Genomic DNA, 20,149 nt, shown 5'->3' with positions numbered 1-20,149 from the left:
CGACGCTGCATCACGGCTCGGCGCTGGCGGGGTCCACCTCGTCTGGATCGATCCCCAAATATGTCGCTACCTGCTCGACCAGGACCTCGAACAGTAGGTCCTCCAAATCTTCCGGATGCTTGGCGCGCCGCTCGAGCGGACGCCGGAACAGCACCACACGGGCGCGTGTCGTCTCTCCGCGCTTGTCGATCCCTGCGGGGACCAGTCGCGACAGGGGTACCGGTCCTTCTGCGACCACCTCGGGCGGCCACGTGACCGATTCCGGGTCCAACGCCCTGATCTTGGGCACGTCGTCGACGGCGATGTCGAGCTTCGAGAGCTTGTCGTGCCACCGGTGGTCGATGCGCGCGAACGCGTCGAGTACCAGCCGGTCGAACTTCTCTGCACGTGATCGCCGGGCAGGTAGGTCCTCGGGCAGCACCGGTCCGCGGATGCCGCGGCCGTGCCGCGCAACGGACCGCGACGTGATCCTGCGCGCGGAAGAGAACTGAGGCATGGGGGCAGGTTATCGCGGCTGTCCGGTGTGTCGGTCGTTCGGTCGGTTGCACGTACCGGATACTCTGCACTCGTGAGATCACTGCGTGGCTGCTGCAGGCCTGGTTGCAACCGTTCTGCCGTTGCGACGCTCACATATGTCTACTCCGACTCCACTGCGGTCGTCGGTCCGCTGGCCACCGTGGACGAACCGCACTCCTGGGACCTGTGCGAGGTCCATGCCTCGACGACCACGGCACCCAAGGGCTGGGAGCTCGTGCGGTACGAGGGTGGTTACTCGACATCGACCCCCGACGAGGACGATCTGACCGCGCTGGCCGAGGCCGTACGCGAAGCCGGTCGGGGAGACCGGACGCGCTCCGAGGAGCGAGACAGCGGTGACCGGTCGCCCGCCCGCCACCAGGACACCGAGCGACGGGCCACGCCTGCCGTCCGAACCGGCCGGCGCGGACACCTCAGAGTTCTACCCGATCCCACGTCCTAGACCCCCTGCGCAGAACGCCGCGGCGGGGCGCTGCGCTGCGTCCGCCCGAATGAACGACGGGTCGACTGGCCCGCCCACCGGGCGTCTGGCAAGGTTTGCACCAGTACCGAAACGGACAAGCCGGTCTGCCGAGCTTCGGTGTTGATCGCCCCGTACCCAACGCTGGATGTCCGACGCCGGACGACCGACAATCAGGAGAATCTTCGTGGCCCGAACCGCAGAGTCCGTCAACGCCGTCATCAAGGCCTACGACGTCCGTGGCGTCGTAGGTGAGCAGATCGACGAGGCGTTCGTCCGAGACGTCGGTGCATCGTTCGCCCGGTTGGTACGCGACGAGGAGGGCGCAGCGCGGACCGTCGTCGTCGGACACGACATGCGCGACTCCTCGCCGGGCCTGTCCCGCGCTTTCGCGGACGGCGTCACCGCGCAGGGACTCGACGTCGTGCACATCGGTCTCGCCTCGACCGATCAGCTCTACTTCGCGTCGGGCCTGCTCGAATGCCCGGGTGCCATGTTCACCGCAAGCCACAATCCGGCGAAGTACAACGGAATCAAGCTGTGCCGCGCCGGTGCCAAGCCGGTGGGACAGGACACCGGGTTGGCCACGATCAAGTCGGAACTGATCGACGGGGTGCCGGACTTCGACGGCCCGGCCGGTACGGCAACGTCGCGAGACGTGTTGACCGACTACGCCGGGTTCGTCCGCGATCTGGTCGATCTATCCGGCATCGGATCCATGAAGATCGCCGTCGACGCGGGTAACGGCATGGGCGGGCACACGGTCCCCGCGGTGTTCGCTCCGCTCCCGGTGACGATCGAACCGTTGTTCTTCGAACTCGACGGCAGCTTCCCCAATCACGAGGCCAACCCACTGGATCCGGCGAACCTGGTGGATCTGCAGCGCTTCGTCGTCGAGACCGGTGCCGACATCGGGCTCGCGTTCGACGGAGACGCCGACCGGTGCTTCGTCGTCGACGAGAAGGGCGATCCGGTCTCGCCGTCGGCCGTGACCTGCTTGGTGGCAGAACGTGAGCTGGCCAAGGAGCCCGGTGCGTCGATCATTCACAATCTCATCACCTCGCGTGCGGTGCCGGAGCTGGTCACCGAGCTCGGCGGCAAGCCTGTCCGCACCCGAGTGGGGCACTCGTTCATCAAGCAGCAGATGGCCGATACCGGTGCGATCTTCGGCGGAGAACATTCCGCGCACTACTACTTTCGCGATTTCTGGGGTGCCGATTCCGGCATGCTCGCCGCGCTGCACGTTCTCGCTGCCCTCGGCGCACAGGATCGACCGCTCTCGGAGATGATGGCCTCGTACGAGACGTACAGCGCGTCGGGTGAGATCAACTCGACGGTCGACGACGCAGCCGAACGCACCCAGGCCGTGCTCGACGCGTTCGCCGATCGGACCACCGGAATCGACCGTCTCGACGGCGTGACCGTCGACCTCGAGGGTGGTGCATGGTTCAACTTGCGTGCGTCCAACACCGAGCCCCTGTTGAGACTCAATGTCGAGGCGCGCACCCGCACCGAGGTCGACGCGTTGTCGACCGAGATATTGAGCATCGTTCGCTCCGGACTGGAATAGTGGTTACCTAGAGTTCACAAGTGGGTATGCAGGCATTTCGAGTCGGTGACGTAAGGGAAGGTGCCGAGGTCATGAGGGCAGTGACGTCTCTGGTCGATCTCGACGACGCCGGCGCGATCGTGGCCGCCGATCGGGAGGGCGCGCTCCGCAGCGCCGCGCTCGCGGGTGCTCAAGTACGCGCCGTAGCCACTGCGGTCGAAGAGTCGGTGCTGGCGCGCCTGGCCGACCTGCGACCTCGCAGCGTGGTGATCGTGACCGGCGACGGCCGCAGCAGTCGTGCGGCGTCTCTGCTTGTCGCTGCTCTCGGAAACCATTTGGGCGTTCCCCTGGTTCGTAGTACCGGAACTCCGCCGTGGATCGGGCCACTGGATGTCGTCGTGGTGGCCGGCGACGATGCAGGCGATCCTCGTCTGGCCGAATCGGTCGACGCGGCAGCACGGCGCGGCGCGGAGGTCGTCGTCGTGGCACCGGAAGAGGGTCCCTTGCGTGCCGTGCGCGGTGCCAGGGTCATGTGGTTGCCGCCGCGCATAGCGGTGCGTGACCACAATGCGCTGATGCGCTACCTTGCGGCGTTCGTGGCCGTCCTCGGCGCGGTTGCCGGTGGTTCGTGGAAGGCGCTGTTGCCCAACCTTTCTCGGCTCGCAGATCTGCTCGATGCCGAGGCTGTGCGCAACAGCCCGTCCAACGAGGTGTTCCACAACCCGGCCAAAGCGCTTGCCAGTGGGTTCAGCGGCAAACGTGTGGTGCTGAGCGGTGCCGGGCCGGCTGCCGTCGAGGTGGCGCGGCACGGTAGCGAGGTGTTGCTGCGGGCGGCCGGTCTGATCGTGGCTGCGGGTGAGCTCGGCGATGTCATTGCTGCGTCCATCCGTGCGTCCATGGTCGAGTCATCGGGGCCGGTCAGCACCTTCGACTCGATCTTCCACGACGAGGAGCTCGACGGACCGGCTCCCGAACAGCCGATGCGGGTATTCGTCCTGGCGTCCGAATCCGATCGCGCGCTGACCGAACGACGCATTGCCGGTGTTCCGAATTCCGAACTGGTACTGACCGAGTCCGGTGAGGCGGCGTCGGGCGGGGAGTTCGCGAGTTCGGGTTTCGAGGCCCGCGCGGCGTCGCCCGATCCGGTTACACTCTCGATGCTCGACACGATGTCGGTGTTGGCAACGCGGTTGGACACCACTGCCGCGTACTTGTCGTTGATGGGCGGTAGCTAGTGCAACTCCTGCGAGGCGCAGTCCGGTCCTACGCTTGGGGTTCGCGCACTGCTCTGGCTCGTATCCAGGGTAGGCCGGTACCGTCCGATCATCCCGAGGCGGAGATCTGGCTGGGTGCACATCCGGCCGATTCTGCGCACGTGGTTCACGAGGGTGGCAGCACGCCGTTGCTCACCCTCATCGACGGGGATCCGGAAACACAGTTGGGCGGCTCTGCAGCGGACTTCTCGTCGCGGCTGCCGTATTTGCTGAAATTGCTTGCCGCAGAAGAACCTCTGTCGTTGCAGGCACATCCGAGCAGCGCGCAGGCGCGTGAGGGTTTCGCGCGGGAGAACGCCGCAGGTGTTGCGATCGATTCCCCGGTGCGCAATTACCGGGACGCCAATCACAAGCCCGAGCTGATCGTGGCACTCACCGAATTCGAAGCACTGGCAGGGTTTCGGCAACCGGCCGAGACAGTCGAGTTTCTCGATGCGTTGGCCGTGCCGTCCCTCGCGGGGTATCGCACGTTGCTCGCCGCTCAGCCCGACGCGTCGGGCCTCCGGACGGTGTTCACCTCGTGGATCACGTTGCCCGGGCAGTCCCTCGACGACCTGTTGCCTGCGGTCGCCCAGGGCTGCATCGATTATCTGTCGGGGCCTGCCCGCGCCGACGGCGGTCGATTCGCCGCCGAGGCACGGACGTTGCTCGAGCTGGGGGAGTCGTATCCCGGTGATGCTGGAGTACTGGCGGCCTTACTGCTCAATCGGGTCACCCTGACTCCCGGCCAGGGCTTGTACCTGGATGCGGGCAATCTCCATGCGTACCTGCGCGGAACCGGTGTGGAGATCATGGCCAACTCCGACAACGTTCTGCGTGGAGGGTTGACGCCCAAGCACGTCGACGTGCCGGAGTTGTTGCGCGTGCTGGACTTCGAGCCCGCCGACATCTCTCCGATCACGCCGGGTGAGAACGATCGGCCCACCTACCGATACCCGACGCCGGCCCCTGAATTCGTCCTCAGCCGGACGGCGGTCGGTCCGGGGGAGACCGTCGAGATTCCTGGAACCGGTCCGCGAATTCTGTTGTGCACCAGCGGTTCGGTGCTGGCGACGACCGGTGACACACACGCGGGGCTCACCGTGCCCCAAGGTAGTTCGGCGTGGATTCCCGCTGCCGACCGATCGGTCACCGTCACCGCGGACTCCGACGGTGCCGAAGTGTTCGTGGCGGCGGTCGGATCATTGCAGTCGTAAGGCGCGGCAAGTCGAGTGGCCGAAGTGTCCGACACGGGTGCCCGCTACCAATAAGGTGATGTCACAGTGAATTCTGGGACGGGTGGGTCCGATCGGATCGGCCGTCTGCAGAAGCGACGTGGCGATACGGAGGTCCGATGACCAAGGCAGACCGGCCCAGGAAGCCCCCGCGTACGACGGGGTGGTTCCGGACCAAGTCGATCGAACAATCGATCGAGGACACCGACGAACCGGACACCAAGTTGCGCAAGGAGCTCGGTTCGTGGGATCTGACCGTGTTCGGTGTCGCGGTGGCGGTCGGAGCCGGCATTTTCACGCTGACGGCGAGGACTGCCGGAAACGTTGCCGGACCGGCTGTTTCGGTGGCGTTCGTGTTGGCGGCCATCGCCTGCGGGCTCGCTGCCCTCTGTTACGCCGAGTTCGCCTCCACGGTTCCGGTCGCCGGTAGTGCCTACACGTTCTCCTACGCCGCATTCGGTGAGTTCATCGCCTGGATCATCGGCTGGGATCTGATCCTGGAATTCGGACTCGCCGCGGCGGTGGTGGCGAAGGCCTGGTCGCTCTATCTGGGAGACCTGCTCGGCACGTCGGCCCCGGTACTGCAGATCGGTTCGCTGAATTTCGACTGGGGCGCACTGCTCATCGTGGTGGTGTTGACGGTTCTCATCGCCTCGGGAACCAAGTTGTCCTCGCGCGTGTCGTTGGTGATCACAGCCATCAAGGTGATCGTGGTGCTGTTCGTCGTCGTGCTCGGTGCGTTCTACATCAAGGTCGCCAACTACGACCCGTACATTCCGCCGTCCGAGCCCGCGTCCACGGGTGAGGGGCTTCATCAGTCCCTGTTCTCCTTCGTCACCGGTGCGGGCGGTAGCACCTTCGGTTGGTACGGACTGCTGGCGGCGGCGTCGCTGGTGTTCTTCGCGTTCATCGGCTTCGACGTGGTCGCGACCACGGCCGAGGAGACGAAGGAGCCGCAGAAGGCATTGCCGCGCGGCATCCTCGGATCCTTGGCCATCGTGACCGTGCTCTACGTGGCGGTGACCTTGGTGCTGACCGGGATGGTCAAGTACACGGATCTGGCCGGCGACAGTGCCACGCTGGCAACGGCTTTCGAGCTGAACGGGCTGACGTGGGCCAAGAACATCATTTCGTTCGGCGCACTGGCCGGTCTGACGACGGTGGTCATGGTTCTCATGCTGGGGCAGACTCGCGTCCTGTTCGCCATGTCGCGAGACGGCCTGGTGCCGCGCGGTCTGGCCCACACCGGAAAGAAGGGTACGCCGGTTCGGACGACGATCCTGGTCGGTGTGGTGGTCGGACTGCTTGCCGCGTTCGTCCCTCTCGGCACGCTCGAGGAGATGGTCAACATCGGCACGCTGTTCGCCTTCGTTCTGGTGTCGGCCGGTGTGCTCGTCCTCCGCAGGACGCGTCCCGATCTCGAGCGCGGGTTCCGCGTGCCCTGGGTTCCGCTGGTTCCGATCCTGGCAGTGGCCGCGTGCCTGTGGCTGATGCTCAACCTGTCGGTCGAGACCTGGTTGCGGTTCCTGGTGTGGATGGCAGCGGGTGTCGTCATCTACGTGCTGTACGGTCGCCGCCATTCGGTGATGGGTCTGCGCGAGGCGAAGAAAGTCGAGTCGCGACCCGAGTGAGACGCGGCCGAGTCGTCTTGCGAGGCCGGCCCCGACCGTCGATCGTGCGGGCGGGGCCGGTTTTCTCGGATCCGACGTGTCCGGGGTATCCGTCACACCCCTCGGTCCGAACGCCCGGCATGTTATACCCTTGAAAACAAACTGACAGGACCGCAAACATTCGGTGAGAGGGTGTGGCAACTGTGAGCGTGGACGGCCGAATCACCTCATCGGACGATTCGGGTGTCGCTTTCGGGGAGCGGAATTCGGCCGGGGCTGCACCTGCGGTTCGGCGGTGGGACAACAAGCGCTACCTGTGGATGCTGGGTCTGCTGGCACCGGCATCGGCACTGTTGCCGTCCCAGTTGGTGTACTGGACCGGCATGCCGGTGTTCTGGTGGAGCGGCGTCCTGGTGTTCTTCGTGATCATTCCGATCATCGATCTGCTCGCGGGCGAGGACGGTCACAACCCGGACGCGTCTGCGGCCGACGAGCTGCAGAACGACCGCTATTACCGCTGGTGCACCTACCTGTTCCTGCCCATCCAATTCATCGGTCTGATCGTCGCCTGCTGGATGTGGGCGTACGGAGGTCTGAGCGTGGTGGACAAGATCGGGCTCGCGGTGACGGTGGGCCTGGTCGCGGGAACCGGAATCAACGCCGCCCACGAGCTGGGCCACCGCGTCGAGCAGCACGAACGCTGGTTGGCGAAGGTGGCCTTGTCGCAAACCCTGTACGGACACTTCTTCGTCGAGCACAACCGCGGTCACCACGTGCGGGTGGCCACTCCGGAGGATCCGGCCAGTGCCCGGCTGGGAGAGAGCGTGTGGACGTTCGTGCCGCGCAGCGCTGTTCTCGGGCTGGCCTCGGCCTGGAAGCTCGAGGCAGGCCGGCTGCGTCGCAAAGGCCACTCCGTGTTTCACCCGTCGAACGCCCTGCTACACACGTGGCTGCTCAGCGCCGTTCTCTTCGTCACGCTGATGGTCGTCTTCGGCTGGGCGATCGCGCCGTATCTGCTGATACAAGCCGTCGTGGGATTCGTGCTCCTGGAGATGGTGAACTACGTGGAGCACTACGCACTGCTGCGCGAGACGAACGAGCGAGGCAGATACGTGCGGTGCGCACCGCGGCACAGTTGGAACAGCGACCGGCTGTGCACCAACATCTTTCTCTACCACCTGCAGCGACACAGCGATCATCACGCCAATCCGGGGAAGCGGTACCAGACCCTGCTCTCGTGCGACGAGGCCCCGCAGTTGCCTGCCGGGTACGCGACGATGGTTCTACTGGCAGCGGTACCGCCGCTGTGGCGTCGGGTGATGGACCCGCGGGTGCTCGACCACTACGACGGTGATCTCGTCCGGGCCAACATTCTGCCCCGAAAGCGCGATCGGATTCTGGCGCGAGCCCAGCAACACGGGTGACCGCGGGACCACTCGACGAATCGTCTCCCGGGCATCGGACCGATTCGCCGGGCAGGCGGTCGCCGCGCGCCGCGACCCGATAGCCTGGACGAAGACATTCAAGTCAACAGGAGAGGCAAGATGACGACCTCAGTTACGTCAGGATCGGCACTCACCGTGGAACACCGCGGTGGAATCGACTTCAAGGTCGCAGACCTGTCACTCGCAGAATTCGGCCGCAAGGAAATACGGCTGGCAGAGCACGAGATGCCCGGCCTGATCGCGCTTCGTCGCGAGTACGCCGACGTTCAGCCGCTCAAGGGCGCACGAGTATCCGGATCGCTGCACATGACCGTGCAGACCGCCGTGTTGATCGAGACGCTGGTGGCACTCGGTGCCGAGGTGCGTTGGGCCTCGTGCAACATCTTCTCCACCCAGGATCACGCAGCCGCGGCCGTCGTCGTCGGCCCGTACGGCACCGTCGAAGAGCCCAAGGGCGTTCCGGTGTTCGCCTGGAAGGGTGAGACCCTCGAGGAGTACTGGTGGGCCGCCGAGCAGATGCTCACCTGGCCCGAGCAGCCTGCCAACATGATCCTCGACGACGGCGGTGACGCCACGATGCTGGTGCTGCGCGGCGCTCAGTTCGAGAAGGCAGGCGTCGTTCCGCCGACCGACGACGACCAGGATTCCGACGAGTACAAGGTGTTCCTCGGCCTGCTGCGTCGCTCCCTCGAGGCGTCGACGACCAAGTGGACCGAGATTGCCGCATCCGTGCAGGGTGTCACCGAGGAGACCACGACCGGTGTGCTGCGGTTGTACCAGTTCGCTGCTGCCGGTGAGCTGTCGTTCCCGGCCATCAACGTCAACGACTCGGTCACCAAGAGCAAGTTCGACAACAAGTACGGCACTCGCCATTCGCTGATCGACGGCATCAACCGTGGCACCGACGTTCTCATCGGCGGCAAGGCCGTGCTGGTCTGTGGCTACGGAGATGTGGGCAAGGGCTGCGCCGAGGCACTCAAGGGCCAGGGCGCTCGCGTGACGGTCACCGAAGCAGATCCCATCAACGCCCTGCAGGCACTGATGGACGGCTTCGACGTGCGCACGGTCGACGAGTTCATCGAGCAGGCCGACATCGTGATCACCTCGACGGGCAACCTCAAGATCATCACGTTCGAGCACATGCGCAAGATGAAGCACCAGGCGATCCTGGGCAACATCGGCCACTTCGACAACGAGATCGACATGGCCGGCCTCGAGAAGGCTGCCGACGTCACGCGGATCAACATCAAGCCGCAGGTCGACGAGTTCCAGTTCAAGGACGGGCACTCGATCATCGTGCTGTCCGAGGGCCGTTTGCTGAACCTCGGCAACGCCACCGGTCACCCGTCGTTCGTCATGAGCAACAGCTTCTCCAACCAGGTCATCGCGCAGATCGAACTGTGGACCAAGCCGAGTGAGTACGACAACGAGGTCTACCGGTTGCCCAAGCACCTCGACGAGAAGGTTGCTCGCATCCACGTCGAAGCGCTGGGCGGCTCGATCACCAAGCTCACCAAGGAGCAGGCCGAGTACATCGGCGTCGACGTCGAGGGCCCGTACAAGCCCGAGCACTACCGCTACTGACCGAGAGAGTTCGGTCGTTGGGGAAGCTCTTCGTCATCGAGGGAGTCGACGGAGCGGGCAAGAACACGCTCGCCCGTCGGCTCGTCTCGGCGTGGGAACGCGACGGCCTGGCCGTCGTCAGGGTCGGGTTTCCCCGGTACGGCAGGTCGGTTCATGCCGATCTGGCGGCCGAGGCGCTGCAGGGGGAACACGGAGACACCGCGGGCAGCGTGCACGCCATGGCGCTGCTGTTCGCACTCGACCGCAAGGATGCGGCCGACGAGATCCGAAACTTGTTGTCCCGCAACGATATCGTGTTGCTGGACCGGTACGTGGCGTCCAACGCCGCCTACACCGCGGCGCGGTTGGAGCAGTCCGTCGACGGAGCGGCCGTCGAGTGGATCCGGTCACTCGAATTCGAGCGGTTCGGTGCGCCCGTTCCGGACGTGCAGGTGCTGCTGGACGTACCGGTGGCTCTCGCTGCGGAGCGCGCCGCCGCGCGTGAGAGTGCGGACGCCGCGCGCACCCGGGATGCCTACGAACGCGACGGCTCGCTGCAGACCCGGACCTCGGCCATCTACGGCCGTCTCGCAGAAACGAACTGGGCGTCGCCCTGGCGAGTCGTGCGCGCCGACGTCGACCCCGATCGACTCGCCGCCGACATGTTCAATCAGCCATCCGCCGAGCCGAAAGTGACACGATAGAGCCATGAAGCCTCGGATTCTGGTTGTGGACGACGATTCGGCTCTGGCGGAGATGCTCACCATCGTGTTGCGCGGTGAGGGATTCGAGCCGTTCGTCGTCGGAGACGGCACCCAAGCGCTGGCGGCCGTCCGCGAGAATCGACCCGATCTGGTGTTGCTCGACCTGATGCTTCCCGGAATGAACGGCATCGACGTCTGTCGCGTGCTGCGAGCCGACTCGGGCGTCCCGATCGTCATGCTGACGGCCAAGACCGACACCGTCGATGTGGTGCTCGGTCTCGAATCCGGGGCCGACGACTACATCATGAAGCCCTTCAAGCCGAAGGAGCTGGTGGCACGCGTCCGGGCACGACTGCGTCGAACCGAGGACGAGCCGGCCGAGCTGTTGTCGATCGCCGACATCGTCATCGACGTCCCCGCCCACAAGGTCAGCCGCGGCGACGAGCTGGTCTCGCTCACTCCGCTCGAATTCGATCTGCTGGTCGCCTTGGCTCGCAAGCCGCGTCAGGTGTTCACCCGTGAGGTTCTGCTCGAACAGGTGTGGGGCTACCGGCACGCCGCCGACACCCGCCTGGTCAACGTCCACGTTCAGCGTCTACGCGCCAAGGTCGAGAAGGATCCGGAGAACCCGGAGGTGGTGTTGACCGTGAGGGGGGTCGGGTACAAGGCCGGACCGCCGTGATCGGTTTTTCCCACTCTCGGCGACGAATCAACGGCAAGTTCTCCCCGCTCCTGCGTTGGTTCAGGTCGCTGAGCACATCGCTGGGTCATGCCTGGCGAAGGTCACTGCAACTGCGCGTGGTCGTCTCGACCCTGACGTTGTCGCTCGTGGTGATCCTGATTCTCGGCGTCGTTCTGACCAGCCAGATCACCGATCGGTTGCTCGAAGCGAAGCTGTCCGCAGCCACCGAGGAACTCGACCGCTCGCGCACCACGGTGGAGGGCAACCTCGCCGGTGCCGATGATTCTAGCGGCCTGTCCACTCGTCTCGAACGGGCGAGAGCTGCGTTGACGAACCAGGACCTCGACGCCGCGTCGACCACCGGGTCGGCAGGGTCCTTCGATCCTGTTCTGATCGTCGAGGGCGACGCGACCCGCGCGGAAGCGTCGGTCGGTCCGGTCGACCAGATACCGGCCAGCTTGCGCGACTTCGTCAAGAAGGGCCTGATCAGCTCGCAGTACGCCACCGTGACCGACAGTGACGGCGGATATTCCGGGTCGGCGCTCATCATGGGGTCGCCCACCGGTTCCGACATATCGGCGCTGCAGCTGTATCTCATCTTCCCGCTCGCCAGCGAAGACCGGACGCTCTCCCTGGTCCGCGGCACGCTGTTCATCGGGGCCGTGGTGCTGCTGGTACTACTCGCGGCGATCGCGATGCTCGTCGCGCGGCAGGTGGTGCTACCCATTCGATCCGCGTCCCGCATCGCAGTACGCTTCGCCGACGGCAGGCTCAAGGAGCGAATGCCGGTTCGCGGTGAGGACGACATGGCGAGGCTGGCGATGTCGTTCAACGAGATGGCCGAAAGTCTGTCCAAACAGATCACCCAGCTCGAGGAATTCGGAAACCTGCAGCGCCGGTTCACCTCCGACGTCAGCCACGAACTACGGACGCCGCTCACCACCGTGCGGATGGCCGCGGATCTCATTCACGACGCCAGTGACGATCTCGAACCTGCCCTCAAGCGTTCCTCCGAGCTGTTGGTCAACGAGCTGGACCGCTTCGAGACGTTGCTCGGTGATCTGCTCGAGATCAGTCGCCACGACGCCGGTGTCGCCGAATTGGCCGCCGAGCAACTCGACCTGCGGATGTGTGCACGCGCGGCGGTCTCCACGGTGCGTCACCTCGCCCGCGAAACCGGCACCGAGGTGATCGTCGACATGCCCGAGACGGCGGTCATCGCCGAGGTGGACCCGCGGCGCGTCGAACGTATCCTGCGCAACCTTCTGGCCAACGCCCTCGATCACGGGGAAGGCAAGCCGGTGCTGCTGCGCCTGAGATCGGATGCCGACGCGGCAGCCTTCGTGGTGCGCGACCAAGGAATCGGTCTGCGCCCCGGCGAGGAGAAGCTGGTGTTCAATCGGTTCTGGCGCTCGGACCCCTCCCGCGTCCGGCGCTCCGGCGGTACCGGCCTCGGGTTGGCGATCAGTGTCGAGGACGCCCGGCTGCACGACGGTAAGCTCGAGGCGTGGGGTGCAGTCGGCGAAGGCGCATGTTTCCGGCTCACGGTGCCACTGGTCCGTGGTCACAAGGTGATCGGCTCACCTCTGCCGTTGAAGCCGAGCACCAAGAAATACGCTCAGGGACAACCGATCCCGGCTATCGGTGCGCAGCGGGCCGCGTCGGAGTCGTCGACGTGATTCGCTCGTCTCGTCGGCTGTCTCGCTCGGTTGCAGTCTGCGCCCTGATCGCCGCCCTCGTCTCCGGTTGTGCCAGCCTGCCCGAGTCCTCGAGCCCCCAGGCCATCGGCACGTTGACCGACGGTGCCGCGCCGACCAGCGCCCCGGCCCCCGAACCCGGACGTGAGCCCGACCGGCTGCTCGACGACTTCTTCGAGGCCAGCGCAGTGTCGGCCAACCGCCACCAGGCCGCCCGACAGTTCCTGACCGAGGACGCGTCGAACACGTGGGACGACGGCGCTCGTACCGTCGTCGCAGATCGGATCGACACCCTGTCGGGGCCCCGAACTGCAGACTCTGCGCAATTCACGATTCGGTCGACGACAGCGGGAATCCTGGCTCCCGGCGGGGAATATCAGGCCGGATCGGACACCTTCGACATCGCGATCGACATGACGCGCGTCGACGGCCAATGGCGCATCTCGAAGCTGCCACCGGGTGTGGTCATCGATCGCTCGGCGTTCATGGACACCTATCAGCAGCGATCCATCTACTTCGTCGATCCGCTCGGTGGGGTGTTGGTGCCGGATGTTCGGTGGACGAGCGGGTCGCAGGATCAGCTCGCAAACCAGCTCGTGCAGCTGTTGATCGATGGACCCAAGTCCGCGCTGTCCGCAGCGGTGAGCAACGAATTGTCCGACGACGTCAGTATCCGGGGGCCCATCACCAAGGCCGACGGACAGACCACACAGGTCGGAGTCGGTCTCGGCGGCATCAGAATCGACTTCGGTGGTTTGCAGAACAAGGGCGACCGCGACCGAGAATTGCTTGCCGCACAGGTGATCTGGACTCTGGCCTCGGCGGAGGTGGCCGGGCCGTACGTGCTGCTCGCCGACGGACAACCCATCGACACGACCAAGCCGGACGGGTGGACGACGGCCGGGGTCGACTCCTTCGATCCACAGAGCTCCACCAACGAATCGGTCGGCCTGCACGCACTGGCCTCCGGTCGACTGCTCCGCGTCGAGGAATCCGCGACCACACCCGCCCCCGGGTACTTCGGGCAGGCACGGAATCTGCGCTCGGTGGCCTTGTCGAACGACGGAACACTCGTGGCCGGCGTTGCGGACACCGGTAGACCCGCTCCGGCACCGTCGAGCACATTGATGGTCGGTAGCTACGACGGTGGCGCGTTCCCGGTGGCCGAGGGGCAGTCGATCACGCGTCCGACATGGGGAGCCGATGACAACGCCGCCTGGGCGGTCATCGACGGCACCAACGTCATTCGCGCTGCCCGTGACCCCTCGACCGGTCAGGTATCGGTCATACCGGTCGATGCCCGCGCGGTCACCACCCTGGGAACTCGCATCACCGAACTCCGGCTGGCCCGCGACGGCGTTCGGGCCGCACTCATCGTCGACGGCGTGGTGTACGTGGCCACCGTGGTACGCGATCCGTCGGGCGTCTATTCGCTGACGGCCCCGCGCGCGGTTGCGATCGGACTCGGCAGTGACGCCACCAGCCTGGACTGGAGCACCGGCGAGGCCATCGTGATCGCACGGGTTGCCACCGATACACCGGTGGTCCAGGTGACGGTCGACGGCTCGAGGATGGACGCCCTGCCGTCGCGCAATCTCACCAATCCTGTTCTGGCGGTCGATGCGTCGCCGGAGACCGAGTACGTTGCCGACGCTCGCGCCGTGTTCGCACTCAACAACGCCGATCCGGTCGGCGACAGGTACTGGCGCGAGGTCACCGGCCTGGCCGGGGTGAAGGCCGTCCCGATCCTGCCCGGCTGACGTCCGGCGGGTGTCGGTGGCTACCGGCACACTTCACGATCATGAGAACGCTTCTCGACCTCGTCCTGCCCCTCGAATGTGCCGGGTGTGGGGTGCCGGGGGAGCAGTGGTGTCGCCGTTGTGAACAGGCGCTGTCGGTGCCGCCTGTCCGGGTGCGTCCGCGGGTCGATCCGGGGGTGCCCTGCTGGGCGCTGGGCACGTACACCGGTCCTCGGCGCAACGGGGTGATCGCACTGAAGGAACGGGGCCGACGGGCCGTGTCCGTGCCGTTCGGGCGGGCGCTGGCCGGTGCGGTGCACCAACTGCGTGCTGCGGGCGAGATCGATCCACCCGAGCTGAGTCACCTCGTTCTGGTGTGCGCTCCGTCCCGGGCGCGCGCAGCGCGAGTCCGAGGGGGTGATCCGGTGCTGCGGTGTGCGAGGAACGCAGCGACCGAGTTGGCACCGGAGCGAGTATCGGTTCCCCAGCTGCTGAAGATGGCCGGGGGAGTGCGGGATTCGGTCGGGCTCTCGGCAGGTCAGCGTCAACACAACGTGGCGGGCCGGATCGAACTGATCGGACAGTCGCGCCAGGGTATCGGCCGGCCGCGGCCGCGAACCGACGAACTGACCGTTCTTCTCGTCGACGACGTGGTGACCACCGGGGCGACCCTGGCCGAATGTGCAAGAGTGCTTACCGATTTCGGGATCTCGTTGGCCGGTGCGATCGTGGTGGCCAGCGCGTGAACGCGAGTCGACGAGACACGCCGACAACCAATTCGGGGTGAACGGTGGCACACGCGTCGATGACCGACTAACGTCGCGGACACGCTCCATCACGACGGAGCGGACCGGTAGAACGACCCGTAGAAACACGGACGTGAGGTGATGCCCCGGACTCGAGATGCCGGAAGGTTCCCCATTCGGCATGCACACCTGCCACGTCCAACAGTGGGCGTGGCCGATATCGGGAGGTACACGTGACGACCCCTTCACAAGCCTCGGTTTTCTTCGACGAGAAGCCTTCGGAAGAACCCGCCAAGAGCAATGCCGACGTTGTGGTCAAGGGCCGCAACGTCGAGATACCGGACCATTTTCGGATATACGTGTCCGAGAAACTGGCTCGCCTCGAGCGCTTCGACCCCTCCATCTACCTGTTCGATGTCGAACTGCAGCACGAACGAAATCGCCGTCAGGCCAAAGCATGTCAACGCGTGGAGATCACCGCGAAGGGCAAAGGCCCGGTCGTTCGTGCCGAAGCGTGCGCAGACAGTTTCTATGCCGCACTCGAAGCAGTGACCTCGAAACTCGAAAGCAGACTCAGGCGTACCAAGGATCGGCGCAAGGTCCACTACGGCGAGAAGAGACCCGTATCCGTCGCCGAGGCCACCGCAGAACTTGCCGAAGACGACACACTTGCGCTCGATCCCGAGACCAAGCTGGATTCGTTCGAGGACGATCAGACCGGCCCCGGGCACATTGTTCGCACGAAGGTTCACTCGGCGGCACCGATGAGCGTCGACGATGCGCTGTACGAGATGGAACTGGTCGGCCACGACTTCTTCCTGTTTCACGACAGCGCCACCGACCGGCCTTCCGTGGTGTATCGACGGCACGCCTTTGACTATGGCCTGATCAGGCTCACCTGACCGAGCGTGACGGCGAACGGGTCGTTCGCCGTCCGTGAAATATCCGACCACTGCAGGCTCGACGCCGGAAGACACGATCCCCACGTCGAGCCTGCAGTGCTGTGTCGGGGTTGTCCGAATGGTGGCGTGGTGTCGCTCGGGACCGACAGTGGGACTGCCGTACCCACAGCGAGACCGCCTACCATGGACGCGTTCGGGTTACTGCCGCGCGGACGTCACGGTGACGAACCCGTGCGCTCGTGCAGGTAGCAGTAACGCGTCGACTAACAGATTTGTTCGTGTCAGTACCCGTGAACCGAGGATCGAGGACGAGAAAACCCGTGCCGTCGCTGTCGTTTTCCAAGCTGCTCCGTGTTGGTGAAGGTCGCATGGTCAAGCGGCTCAAGAACATCGCTGACCACGTCTCGACCCTGTCTTCGGACGTCGAGAGTCTCTCCGACGACGAACTGCGGGGTAAGACCGCCGAGTTCAAGGAGAGGTATTCGTCCGGGGAGACCTTGGATCAGTTGCTGCCCGAGGCATTCGCGGTCGCCCGTGAGGCATCGTGGCGGGTGCTGTCCCAGCGGCACTTCGACGTGCAGGTGATGGGCGGAGCCGCCCTGCACTTCGGCAACATCGCCGAGATGAAGACCGGCGAGGGCAAGACCCTGACGTGTGTTCTGCCTGCTTATCTCAACGCCATCTCCGGCGACGGTGTGCACGTGGTGACGGTCAACGATTACCTCGCCAAGCGTGACTCGGAGTGGATGGGCCGTGTGCACCGCTTCCTGGGTCTGTCGGTGGACGTCATCCTGTCCGGGATGACGCCGGTCGAACGCCGTGCAGCGTATGCCGCCGACATCACCTACGGCACCAACAACGAGTTCGGGTTCGACTACCTACGCGACAACATGACGCACTCGCTCGACGATCTGGTGCAGCGCGGACACAACTTCGCCGTGGTCGACGAGGTCGACTCGATCCTCATCGACGAGGCGCGAACCCCACTGATCATCTCGGGCCCCGCCGACGCGTCGAGCAAGTGGTACGGCGAGTTCGCCCGGATCGCCCCCATGCTGAAGGTCGACACCCACTACGAGGTCGACATTCGCAAGCGAACCATCGGTGTGCACGAGGCCGGCGTCGAGCTGGTCGAAGATCAGCTCGGTATCGACAACCTGTACGAGGCGGCCAACTCGCCTCTGGTGAACTACCTGAACAACGCCATCAAGGCCAAAGAGCTCTACACCAAGGACAAGGACTACATCGTCCGCGACGGCGAGGTCATCATCGTCGACGAGTTCACCGGTCGCATCCTGGTGGGACGCCGCTACAACGAGGGCATGCACCAGGCGATCGAGGCCAAGGAGAAGGTGGAGATCAAGGCCGAGAACCAGACCCTCGCCACGATCACTCTGCAGAACTACTTCCGCCTGTACGACAAGCTCTCCGGCATGACCGGTACGGCCGAGACCGAGGCCGCGGAGCTGCATCAGATCTACGGATTGGGCGTCATTCCGATCCCGACGAACCGCCCGATGGTCCGCGTCGACAACGGCGACCTGATCTACAAGACGGAAGAAGCCAAGTTCGACGCGGTGGTCGACGATGTCGTCGAGCGGCACGAGAAGGGCCAGCCGGTTCTCATCGGCACCACGAGCGTGGAACGGTCGGAGTATCTGTCGAAGCAGTTCACCAAGCGCGGCGTCGCGCACAACGTGCTCAATGCGAAGTTCCACGAGCAGGAAGCGACGATCATCGCCGAGGCCGGGCGACAGGGCGCGGTGACGGTGGCGACCAACATGGCCGGCCGTGGCACCGACGTCGTGCTCGGCGGCAACCCGGACATCCTCGCCGACCTGAAGCTGCGTAAGCAGGGCTTGGACCCGGTGGAGACGCCCGAGGAGTACGAGGCCGCCTGGGAGCCTGCTCTGGAAGAGGTCAAGGCACAGGTCAAGGCCGACGCGGACACCGTGCGCGAGGCCGGTGGCCTGTACGTTCTCGGAACCGAGCGCCACGACTCCCGCCGTATCGACAACCAGCTCAGAGGGCGCTCCGGTCGTCAGGGTGATCCGGGCGAATCGCGGTTCTACCTCTCGCTCGGCGACGAGTTGATGCGTCGATTCAACGGCGGCGCACTCGAATCGATCATGACTCGGCTCAATTTGCCCGACGACGTCCCGATCGAGGCCAAGATGGTGTCCAAGGCCATCAAGAGCGCACAGACCCAGGTCGAGCAGCAGAACTTCGAGATCCGCAAGAACGTCCTCAAGTACGACGAGGTGATGAACCAGCAGCGCACCGTCATCTACGAGGAGCGCAGGCGCATCCTCGAAGGTGCCGACATGGAGGGCCAGGTCGAGGGCATGATCACCGACGTGATCACCGCCTACGTCGATGGTGCGACGAGCGAGGGCTATGTCGAGGACTGGGATCTGGAGCAGTTGTGGACGGCACTGAAGACTCTGTATCCGGTCGGTATCGACCACAAGGTTCTCTCGGGCGAGAACGAGGACGGCGAAAAGGGTGACCTGAGCCGCGACGAGCTGCGCGAGGCGCTGCTCGAGGACGCCCGCTCGGCCTACGCCGCTCGCGAGGCCGAGATCGACGGCATCGCAGGCGAGAACGGAATGCGGGAGCTCGAACGTCGGGTGCTGCTGTCCGTCCTCGATCGCAAGTGGCGCGAGCATCTCTACGAGATGGACTACCTCAAGGAGGGCATCGGACTGCGTGCGATGGCCCAGCGAGACCCACTGGTCGAGTACCAGCGGGAGGGCTACGACATGTTCCAGGGCATGCTCGACGGCCTCAAAGAGGAGTCGGTGGGCTTCCTGTTCAACCTCCAGGTCGAAGCAACCCCAGCCCCGTCAGGTCCGGCCGCGTCCGCAGGTCTCGCGGTTGCCCCCGGGTTGGCCTCACCCGTCGGATCCGGTCGCCCGGCACCTGCGGCAACGTCGGCACCTGCGGCCACGTCGGCACCTGCGGCCACGGGCGGTCAGCCTGCGGCCAAGGCGGCCCCGGCCCCTGCCGCTCCAGCTCAGGCAGCTCCCACAGCTCTGCGTGCCAAAGGACTCGACGAGCGGGACGAACAGAGATTGACGTTCTCCGGCCCGGCCGAGGGGGGCGGTACGGCTGTGCAGCGATCGGATGCTGCAGCGAGCGCGGAGTCGGCGGCCGAGGGAACCCGACGCGAGCGTCGCGAAGCAGCGCGAGCGCAGAACAAAGCACCGAAGAAGTCGACGCGCTCCAAGCGCAAGAAGTAGTCGGCCGGGTCGATCCGGCGCGACCTAGCCGGGCGACCCGTGTTCTCAACCCACTCGCAACGAGGTGACCGTCCATCCTGGCCGCCGCGGGTCGACCGCTTGCTCGATTCGGCCCGCGAAGGCGAAGGTGCGTGGACCGCGGGTGTACGAGCCGAATATCTCGGCCGACGTGTCCGATCTATAGGCGACGTGCACGCGACGCACCGCGGCGAATCCGAGTCGCCGTCCCGGTGGGGGCGTGCGGACGATGGTGCGAATCAGGTCGATCACGGGCGCAGTGAACAACGAGGACAGTTGCTCGGCACTGCGCCTGCGGTCGATCACCTCGATGAGCAACCGCATGGCGCGTTCGGCGCTCGCCCGCGCATCGGCGGGCACCACTTGCACGATCGGTCGATGGGGTGCCTCGGCCCGGCGGCGGGGGCGAGTGCTGCGTACCGATGCCGGATGGCGTTCCGGTGGCCTTTGCGGGCTCTCACCCCGTCCCCAGGTGTGCACCGCGCCTGCCGAGAGTGGCGGCTCGAACTGGGTCGGCCGCGACAGAAAGCAATGGTGCTCGGCGCGCAGCCGAGAGTCCGCCGGCGACGGTATCGGGCTGTCGTCCCCGGTGTCCGGCGGATCGTTGGATTCGATGACGCTCACACCGACATTGACGGTCGCGATCGAATTTCGGTTCCCGAGATCGGCGACACGTCGGTGCCCACCCGGCACTGGGACTCACGTCGCGAACCCACGTACTCTGAGTTCGAGCACACCGTGCAACAGGCGGTATCGATCGGGGCGCA

The 20,149-nt window shown here is 65.4% G+C and carries 16 protein-coding genes; 14 read left to right on the top strand and 2 right to left on the bottom strand.

Annotated elements, in window-relative coordinates; translation table 11 throughout:
* Nucleotides 1–10: 10 nt before the first annotated feature.
* The gene (locus AB0O58_RS17320; protein ID WP_027496499.1) at nt 11–496 is read right to left on the bottom strand and encodes a metallopeptidase family protein; all 486 of its coding nucleotides are present in this window, start codon (nt 494–496) and stop codon (nt 11–13) included.
* Nucleotides 497–568: 72 nt separating this feature from the next.
* Here AB0O58_RS17320 and AB0O58_RS17315 point away from each other — a divergent pair, with 72 nt between their 5' ends.
* From AB0O58_RS17315 to secA, 14 genes are all read left to right on the top strand, one after another.
* Nucleotides 569–979, top strand: a complete 411-nt coding sequence (locus AB0O58_RS17315; RefSeq protein ID WP_027496500.1) for a DUF3499 domain-containing protein — start codon at nt 569–571, stop codon at nt 977–979.
* Between the two features lie 205 nt (nt 980–1,184).
* Nucleotides 1,185–2,567 (top strand): phosphomannomutase/phosphoglucomutase, encoded by a 1,383-nt coding sequence (locus tag AB0O58_RS17310; protein WP_052053378.1) that lies wholly within the window; start codon nt 1,185–1,187, stop codon nt 2,565–2,567.
* Between the two features lie 71 nt (nt 2,568–2,638).
* Entirely contained in the window at nt 2,639–3,781 is a 1,143-nt protein-coding gene (locus tag AB0O58_RS17305) for a hypothetical protein (protein WP_032401411.1), read from the top strand.
* Nucleotides 3,781–5,016, top strand: coding sequence for a mannose-6-phosphate isomerase, class I (manA, locus tag AB0O58_RS17300; protein ID WP_032387167.1), 1,236 nt, complete (start codon nt 3,781–3,783; stop codon nt 5,014–5,016). The genes AB0O58_RS17305 and manA overlap by 1 nt, the downstream gene beginning before the upstream one ends.
* A gap of 137 nt (nt 5,017–5,153) precedes the next feature.
* Nucleotides 5,154–6,665, top strand: coding sequence for an amino acid permease (locus AB0O58_RS17295; RefSeq protein WP_032401410.1), 1,512 nt, complete (start codon nt 5,154–5,156; stop codon nt 6,663–6,665).
* A 299-nt stretch (nt 6,666–6,964) separates the two neighbouring features.
* Nucleotides 6,965–8,068 carry an alkane 1-monooxygenase gene (locus AB0O58_RS17290; protein ID WP_283541586.1) on the top strand — a complete coding sequence of 368 codons (1,104 nt, stop codon included), beginning with the start codon at nt 6,965–6,967 and terminating at the stop codon, nt 8,066–8,068.
* Between the two features lie 120 nt (nt 8,069–8,188).
* On the top strand, nt 8,189–9,673 hold the full coding sequence (ahcY, locus tag AB0O58_RS17285; RefSeq protein WP_027496506.1) for an adenosylhomocysteinase: 1,485 nt from the start codon (nt 8,189–8,191) through the stop codon (nt 9,671–9,673).
* A gap of 17 nt (nt 9,674–9,690) precedes the next feature.
* Nucleotides 9,691–10,356, top strand: a complete 666-nt coding sequence (locus AB0O58_RS17280) for a dTMP kinase (RefSeq protein WP_283541562.1) — start codon at nt 9,691–9,693, stop codon at nt 10,354–10,356.
* A gap of 4 nt (nt 10,357–10,360) precedes the next feature.
* Complete coding sequence (gene mtrA / locus AB0O58_RS17275) at nt 10,361–11,038, top strand: MtrAB system response regulator MtrA (protein ID WP_027496508.1); 678 nt, start codon at nt 10,361–10,363, stop codon at nt 11,036–11,038.
* Entirely contained in the window at nt 11,035–12,717 is a 1,683-nt protein-coding gene (gene mtrB / locus AB0O58_RS17270) for an MtrAB system histidine kinase MtrB (RefSeq protein WP_032366296.1), read from the top strand. The genes mtrA and mtrB overlap by 4 nt, the downstream gene beginning before the upstream one ends.
* 17 nt (nt 12,718–12,734) lie before the next feature.
* Nucleotides 12,735–14,495, top strand: a complete 1,761-nt coding sequence (gene lpqB, locus AB0O58_RS17265; protein ID WP_094663248.1) for an MtrAB system accessory lipoprotein LpqB — start codon at nt 12,735–12,737, stop codon at nt 14,493–14,495.
* A gap of 41 nt (nt 14,496–14,536) precedes the next feature.
* Nucleotides 14,537–15,220 carry a ComF family protein gene (locus AB0O58_RS17260; RefSeq protein WP_027496510.1) on the top strand — a complete coding sequence of 228 codons (684 nt, stop codon included), beginning with the start codon at nt 14,537–14,539 and terminating at the stop codon, nt 15,218–15,220.
* Nucleotides 15,221–15,453: 233 nt separating this feature from the next.
* Nucleotides 15,454–16,122, top strand: coding sequence for a ribosome-associated translation inhibitor RaiA (gene raiA, locus AB0O58_RS17255; RefSeq protein ID WP_027496511.1), 669 nt, complete (start codon nt 15,454–15,456; stop codon nt 16,120–16,122).
* Between the two features lie 320 nt (nt 16,123–16,442).
* Complete coding sequence (gene secA, locus AB0O58_RS17250) at nt 16,443–19,364, top strand: preprotein translocase subunit SecA (protein ID WP_283541561.1); 2,922 nt, start codon at nt 16,443–16,445, stop codon at nt 19,362–19,364.
* Between the two features lie 45 nt (nt 19,365–19,409).
* Here the strand turns inward: secA and AB0O58_RS17245 are convergent, their stop codons facing one another.
* The gene (locus AB0O58_RS17245) at nt 19,410–20,006 is read right to left on the bottom strand and encodes an Rv3235 family protein (protein WP_141215098.1); all 597 of its coding nucleotides are present in this window, start codon (nt 20,004–20,006) and stop codon (nt 19,410–19,412) included.
* Nucleotides 20,007–20,149: the final 143 nt, after the last annotated feature.

Source organism: Rhodococcus sp. NPDC080181 (genome assembly GCF_040702225.1).
GTDB lineage: Bacteria > Actinomycetota > Actinomycetes > Mycobacteriales > Mycobacteriaceae > Rhodococcoides > Rhodococcoides fascians.
Note: the sequence above shows the minus strand (reverse complement) of the source record. Positions and strands in the feature narration are given on the sequence as shown.

What these genes read in the sequence shown, in the direction of transcription:
- AB0O58_RS17320 (WP_027496499.1), bottom strand. Translation starts at nt 496, where the DNA reads ATGCCTCAGTTCTCTTCCGCGCGCAGGATCACGTCGCGGTCCGTTGCG.
- AB0O58_RS17305 (WP_032401411.1), top strand. Translation starts at nt 2,639, where the DNA reads ATGAGGGCAGTGACGTCTCTGGTCGATCTCGACGACGCCGGCGCGATC.
- AB0O58_RS17295 (WP_032401410.1), top strand. Translation starts at nt 5,154, where the DNA reads ATGACCAAGGCAGACCGGCCCAGGAAGCCCCCGCGTACGACGGGGTGG.
- AB0O58_RS17290 (WP_283541586.1), top strand. Translation starts at nt 6,965, where the DNA reads ATGCTGGGTCTGCTGGCACCGGCATCGGCACTGTTGCCGTCCCAGTTG.
- ahcY (WP_027496506.1), top strand. Translation starts at nt 8,189, where the DNA reads ATGACGACCTCAGTTACGTCAGGATCGGCACTCACCGTGGAACACCGC.
- mtrA (WP_027496508.1), top strand. Translation starts at nt 10,361, where the DNA reads ATGAAGCCTCGGATTCTGGTTGTGGACGACGATTCGGCTCTGGCGGAG.
- AB0O58_RS17260 (WP_027496510.1), top strand. Translation starts at nt 14,537, where the DNA reads ATGAGAACGCTTCTCGACCTCGTCCTGCCCCTCGAATGTGCCGGGTGT.